Genomic DNA, 6,626 nt, shown 5'->3' on the forward strand with positions numbered 1-6,626 from the left:
CCTGCTGCACCCCGGCCGCCGGGTCGGTGCCGCCGGGGGCAAGCCGACCGTTGGCGAAGACCTCCTTGACCACGACGGCCACTCCCGCGGCGTGCGCCTCGGCGAGCGCCGACGCGACGGAGGTCTCCAGCAGGTTCCACGTCGACTGAACCACGGAGAACAGCGGTGTCCCGTTGATGTTCATCGCCAGCGCGGCACGCACGACCGCCGCCTGGTGGGGGCCCGAGGTGGACAAGCCGACGGAGATCCCGCTGTCGCGCAGGCCCGCGAGTGCATTCTGCAGGTCGTGGTCGCTGAGCACCGGGCTCTCCTCGGTCACCGAATGGACCTGGTAGATCCGGAGTCGGTCGCCCAGCAGTCCCCGGCTCTCGCGCCACTGTGCCGTGAACGCATCAAGGGTGTGTTCTTTGACCTCGTGCACCGGCGAATCCAGCCGCCACTGACCGACGTAGCGGTACCCCCACTTCGACGCCACCTGGACGTCGGTGACATCGGGCCTGGAGTTCAGCCAATCCGAGAGGAACTCCTCGGATCGGCCGTACGAGCGTGCGGCATCGACGTAGCGGATCCCACCGGCGTAGGCCGCATCCAGGACTTCTGCTGTCCGGGAACGCATCTCGTCGACCGAACGGTGATCACCGACATCGCGATCGCGCCCGCTCGTCAGGTACGCCGGGCGCCCCAATGCGGCCAGGCCGAGTCCGAGTCGGCCCACCCGCTGCGCTGTGTTGTCGTCGCCTGCCACACCTGAAGGATCAACCGGATCCACGAGATTTGCAACGTGGCCATGCGGGCCCGGGCGGTTCGGTCACACGAATGGGTTGTCTCCTCTGGCCACCCGGGTGCCGAGTTCGATGAGGTTCTGCGCCGAGGCGTGCAGTCGCTCTCCGGCCTCCGAACTGGCCTGCCCGGCAAGGAAACGCGACCAGGTTCCCTCGATGACGATGGCGAGCTTGAAACACGCCATCGCGACATACCAGTCCAGGTGTGCGGTGCGGCGCCCGCCCGCGGCCACGTATGCCTCGAGCAACTCGCCACGCGTCGCCAACCCCCCCAGCGCGGCGAGTTCCGCGCCGGCGTTGATCGGGTTGGGGCCGTCGGGCCAGCACACCAGCATCCAGCCGAGATCGAGCAGCGGATCCCCGACGGTGCACATCTCCCAATCGATGAAAGCGGCCAGCTCCGGCGCGTCGCGCCGCAGCAACACGTTGTTCAGATGGGCATCACCGTGCATGATGCCGGGCTCGGTGTCCAGCGGTCGCTGCGATTCCAGCCACTCCGCGAGCGCACCGACCGACGGGAACGATTCGGGTGGGTAGTGCTCGTGGCGGTAGCTCTCGAGCAACCGCATGAACTGCGGAACCTGCCGTGCCAGAAACGATCCCGGGCGTTTGAGGTCGGCCAGCGGGCTGTTCTCCCAGGACACGGTCCCCAATCGTCCGAGGCCGGCCGCATAGGACAGTCCGACCCGGTGCCGCATCCCGGCATCGCGGACGTAGGTCTCGTCGGTCTCGTTACCGGGGTTGAAGCCGTCGACGGCCTCCATCAGATAGAAGACCACACCCAGCACGTCGAGGTCCTCGCAGCCGGCGATCAGGCCCGGGTGCGGCACGGTGGTGCCCGCCAGTGTCCCCAGCACGGCGATCTCGCGACGCATCGTGTTGTCACTCGTCGGCCGCGGGTGCGCCGGTGGCCGCCGCAACACCATCGGTCGCCCGTCGACACACAGCCGGACGACGATGTTCTGCGAGCCCCCGGTGAGGGGTTCGACGTCGCTGACCGTCGAACCGAGCCCGGTGCGCCGGATCCACGATTGCAGCGCGGCCTGCTCGGCCTCGGTCAGTGTCACGTCGACAGGCATGCCGCCATGGTGTCAGGTGGCGGGACGGAAGCGGAGCACATCAGGGCCGCAGAGAAAGACAGGGCTCCACACCGTCCATCACGCCGGCCCGGAACGCGCGCACCCGTGTGAAGCCCGCACCTTGGCGATCGGCGTCGCCGTCGCCGCGGAACACCAGCAGCGCCGTGATGGCCTCGTCGAGGTCGCCGGGCGAGATCCTGAAGGTGCTGGTGTCGGGTCGGTTGTAGAGAATCACACTGGCGGTGTAAGCGCCTGCGAGACAATCGCTTCGCAGCGTGGAGGTCTGCTCGTCCGATTGATCGCCCAGCCGCTCGAGGGCCGCCAGACCGTACTGTGTGGCCAGCAGCGTCGCCACGGCGTAGTCACCTCCCTGCCGGTACACCTGACGCATCGCGAACTTGTTGTCCCAGCCGATGTAATCTTCCGGGACGCAGTAGAACAACGCGTAACCCTCGGCGCTCTGCCTGCCGCAACGGGGCGGGTAGTCGGGATCGAACGGTTCCAGACCGCGCACCGGCACCCACCTCTGCCCGTCGGTGACCGCCGGGTACGCCTGCGTCCAGTAATCCTCCAGGTCGTAGGGCACGGTGTTCACCACGTAGTCGTACGGTGCGTTGCCCCGGTTGGCCGCATCCTCCTGGTCGTTGAAGGGCAACGCCAGCACCATCGGGTCGTCGTCGCGATATCCCTTGCACGCTTCGGTCCCGTTGTCGTAGCCGTCCTGGAATGCGCTGACGCGGTCGAAACCGCTGCCGTGGGCGTTGGGGTCCATCTTGCTGGTGCCCGGCGAGTCGCGAAGCTCCAGGATTCCGGCCAGCGCACTGTCGAGTTGTGCTGCGTTGACCTCGAAGATGTTGGCGTCCTGGGCATGTCGGGACCAGGCACCGGCAAAGCAGTCGGCTTGCAGTTCCTTGGTGACGGTGCGGGCGGTGAAGTCGGAACGGCCCTGGATCGCGTGCCCGAACTCATGAGCCATCACGACAGGGATCACGAAGTCGCCGAATTTGTCTGCCAGTTCGGGAAGCAATCCCTCTGCGTCCCAGGCGATCACGTCTTTGGTGTAGCAGTAGTAGGCGTTTCCCGCGACATCGGCGGGATCCGTCGCGCACGGCGGCACCTCCCCCGATGACGGGTAGACGGCGTGGTAACCCCCCTCGATCGGGGCGAACTCGTCCCCGTAGAGCACGGGATAGTTTTCACCCCAATACGTTTCGAGGTCAGCGATGGCCTGCACGGCAATCTGGTTGACCGGATCGGACGCGTCGCCGTTGATCTGGACCCTACTGATATCCGGCGACGTGGCAGTGCGCTCCGACAGCGTGCCGGATTCGGCAGCGGGCATCTGCGGGCTGGAGCCGCAGCCTGCCAGCAAGACCGCGACGGTGGCCGACGCCGAGCACAGACTGGTTCGCATGGGCAAACTTTAGTCCCGCGGACCGCGATCGGCTCGAAAAGTGCGCAGAGTGGGCCGGTCAGTCCAGCAGGCGCCGGGCGACGTTGGTGGTGACGAGGTCGAGCAACTCGTCGGACCGTCCCGCCAGGATGGTCCGGATCGCGTACAACGAGAATCCCTTCGCCTGCTCGGCGGTGATCGCGGGCGGGATCGACAGCTCCTGGCGAGCGGTGACGACATCGATGACAGCCGGGCCGCTGACAGCGAACGCATCGACCAGCGCCTGCTCCAACTCTGCGGGCCGCTCGACCCGGCGACCGAAGACTCCCATCGACTGGGCGACCGCGGCAAAGTCCGGGTTGGTCAGCCCGGTACCGAAGTTGACGATCCCGGCGGCCTTCATTTCGAGTTCGACGAAGTTCAGCGACGAGTTGTTGAACACCACGACCTTGACCGGCAGCCGGTTCTGGATCAGCGTCAGCAACTCGCCGAAGCCCATGGTCAGACCACCGTCGCCGGCCAGCGCCACCACCTGCCGGTCCGGAAACGCCGTCTGCGCTCCGATCGCGAGCGGCAGCGCGCAGGCCATGGTGCCGTGGTTGAACGATCCGATGAGCCGGCGTCTGCCGTTCATCGCCAGATACCGAGCCGCCCACACCACCGGCGAACCCACATCGGCGGTGAACACCGCGTCATCGGAGGACAGCGTGTTCACCAGTCCGGCAACGTATTCCGGTCGTATCGGCGTCTTGTCACGGTCGTTGACCGCGAGGTCGTCGAGCGTCTTTCGCGTCTTTCGGTAGTGCTTGCGCGAGCGGTCCAGGTGCGCGGTGTCGGTCTTCTGCCGCAGCATCGGCTGCAGTGCGCCCAGCGTGTCGCCGACCGTGCCGACCAGGCCGAGGTCGACCGGTGTGCGGCGGCCGAGATGCGCGCCGCGGATATCGACCTGGATGACCTTCGCGTGGTCGGGATAGAACTGCTGATACGGAAAGTCGGTACCCAACATCAGCAGGGTGTCGGCTTCCTTGATGGCCTTGTAGCCGGAGGCGAAACCGAGCAGACCTGTCATCCCGACGTCGTAGGGGTTGTCGTACTCGATGAACTCCTTGCCCCGCAACGCGTGTACCACCGGGGCCTGCAGCGTCGCGGCCGCCTGCACGAGCGCGTCGTGGGCACCCTCGACACCGGCACCGCCGAGAATGGTGACGGCCCGTGCGTCGTTGAGCATCTCCGCGGCGTGCCGCAGCGATGCGTCGTCGGGGCGGATCACCGAACGGGTCGCGACGACCGGGCGCTGCCACGCGCTCGGTTCGGCCTTCTGCAGGAAGATTTCTCCCGGGATCACTACGACGGCCACCCCGCGTTCCTCGACCGCGGCCCGCATGGCCATGTGCAGGATGCGCGGCAACATCTCGGGGGTGCTGACCATCTCGCAGTAGACACTGCACTCGCGGAACAGTTCCTGGGGGTGCGTCTCCTGGAAGTACCCGGAGCCGATCTCACTGCGCGGGATGTGGGCCGCGAACGCCAGCACCGGCACCCGACTGCGCTGCGCATCGAACAGTCCGTTGATCAGGTGCAGGTTGCCCGGTCCGCAACTGCCCGCACACACCGTCAACTGTCCGGTCAGCGCGGCTTCCGCAGCGGCCGCGAACGCCGCGGTCTCCTCGTGCCGCACGTGCTCCCACGACATGTCGCCGGAGCGGCGCAGCGCATCGGTGAAGCCGTTGAGGCTGTCACCCGGCAAGCCGTAGACCCGCCGGATGCCGCTGTTTCGCAGGGTGTCGATGACGTGATCGGCAACGGTGGCCATCCGGCCAGCCTAGTGGTGATTTCGGTGCCGCCCTTCGCGCCGAGCGTGACGAGCGGCACCGAAATCGGCTCTACTTCGGTGCGAACCGCTGTCCGGCGTCCAATCGCAGGCACTGGCCGTTGAGCATCGGGTTCTCGACGATCGCCACCGCGAGTTTGGCGTACTCCTCGGGCTTGCCGAGCCGCTTCGGGAAAGCGGCGTCCTTGGTCAGCACCGCGGCGAACTCATCGGGGATGCCCTCGGTCAGGCCGGTGGCGAACAGGCTGGGGGCGATCGCGAGCGCGCGGATGCCCAGGCTGCCCAGATCACGTGCCATCGTCAGGCACATGCCGGCGATCGCCGCCTTGGACGCCGTGTACGCCAACTGTCCGATCTGCCCCTCGAATGCCGCGATCGAGGCGGTGTTGATGATGACCCCGCGCTCCTCGGCGTCCTCGTCGACGGGGTCGTTCTTGCTCATGTGCCAGGCGGCCAACCGGCTGATGTTGAACGTCCCGATGAGGTTGAGGTCGATGCTCTTGCGGAAACTGTCGAGGCCGTGCGGGCCGTCCTTCTTCACGGTGCGCTCGGCGATCCCGCCGCCCGCCGTGGTGACGGCGATGTGCAGGCCGCCCAATGCCTCGACCGCGCTGCCGAGCACTGTCTCGGTGCCGTCGAAGTCGGTGATGTCGACCTCGTGGAAGGTGCCGCCGATCCCGTCGGCCACTTCCTTGCCGTTCGACTGCGGACGGTCCAGCACCGCCACACTCGCGCCGCGCTTGGCGAGAGCCTCCGCGGTGGCCCGCCCGAATCCCGACGCACCACCGACGACGACGGCTTTCTTGCCCTCGATCTCCATGTACTTCCTTTCGTGAACGTTGCAAGTAGAGGTAGATCTGTAAAGCAACCTAGCGGACGACATCTTTCGGTAAGGGTTTCGGGTTCGCTACGGCGGTAGTTTGGCGGCATGACCATGCTGGGCGCGAAGGCTATGGGCGGCGTCGCTGCGGCTGCCGTGTCGGTCGGCGTGGCCCAACTCGTCGCAGCGGCATTCGGGCCACAGGCCGATGTCCGCAACGCGGTCGGGTCCTCGGTGATCGAGTTGACCCCCGGGCCCGTCAAGGAATGGGCGATCGAGACGTTCGGCACCGCGGACAAGCTGGTTCTCGGCGTGCTCGTGCTGGTGGTGATCGCGGCCGTCGCGGCGATCGCCGGAATGCTCGAGGGGCCCCGCCGACCGATCGGCAGCGCCCTGATCGTGGCCGCCGGTGTCGCCGGGTGCGCGGCGGTGCTGTCCCGCGAAGGCGCGACATTCATCCATGTCGTCCCGACGGTGGTCGGCGCGGCGTGCGGGGTGGCTGTGCTGCGACTGCTCGTCTCGGGCCGGTTCCGGGATACCGGGGAAGCGCCCGCGGCCTCCGACGACGCCGAACCCCCGGACCGGGGCCGACGGCTGTCCCTGGTGACTCTTGGTTTCCTCGGCGTCGGTGTGGCCTCCGGTGTCGCGGGCGCGGTGATCAGCCGCCTGACGTCGTCGGTGTCGGGCGATCGCCGGGCGTTCGCGCTGCCCCGCGTCGACG

At 67.4% G+C, this 6,626-nt stretch carries 5 protein-coding genes and 1 pseudogene; 1 reads left to right on the forward strand and 5 read right to left on the reverse strand.

All coding sequences use genetic code 11. The annotated features are described in order from the left end of the window. The 5 genes from WA965_RS20745 to WA965_RS20765 form a co-directional block, all read right to left on the reverse strand. A partial coding sequence (locus tag WA965_RS20745) for an aldo/keto reductase (RefSeq protein WP_526448023.1) occupies positions 1 to 745 on the reverse strand: 745 nt, incomplete at its 3' end. A gap of 63 nt (positions 746 to 808) precedes the next feature. Then, on the reverse strand, positions 809 to 1,861 hold the full coding sequence (locus tag WA965_RS20750; protein WP_526302036.1) for a phosphotransferase family protein: 1,053 nt from the start codon (positions 1,859 to 1,861) through the stop codon (positions 809 to 811). A gap of 40 nt (positions 1,862 to 1,901) precedes the next feature. After that, positions 1,902 to 3,275 (reverse strand): neutral zinc metallopeptidase, encoded by a 1,374-nt coding sequence (locus tag WA965_RS20755; RefSeq protein WP_526302034.1) that lies wholly within the window; start codon positions 3,273 to 3,275, stop codon positions 1,902 to 1,904. Positions 3,276 to 3,333: 58 nt separating this feature from the next. Next, on the reverse strand, positions 3,334 to 5,067 hold the full coding sequence (gene poxB / locus WA965_RS20760) for a ubiquinone-dependent pyruvate dehydrogenase (RefSeq protein ID WP_526302032.1): 1,734 nt from the start codon (positions 5,065 to 5,067) through the stop codon (positions 3,334 to 3,336). Positions 5,068 to 5,137: 70 nt separating this feature from the next. Further along, on the reverse strand, positions 5,138 to 5,905 hold the full coding sequence (locus WA965_RS20765; protein WP_526302030.1) for an SDR family NAD(P)-dependent oxidoreductase: 768 nt from the start codon (positions 5,903 to 5,905) through the stop codon (positions 5,138 to 5,140). 108 nt (positions 5,906 to 6,013) lie between these two features. On the opposite strand from WA965_RS20765, the pseudogene WA965_RS20770 reads away from it, so the two are divergent. Next, a pseudogene (locus tag WA965_RS20770) lies at positions 6,014 to 6,626 on the forward strand (molybdopterin-dependent oxidoreductase); the annotation flags it as partial.

Origin of the sequence: Mycobacterium sp., from assembly GCF_049683935.1 — a bacterium.
GTDB lineage: Bacteria > Actinomycetota > Actinomycetes > Mycobacteriales > Mycobacteriaceae > Mycobacterium.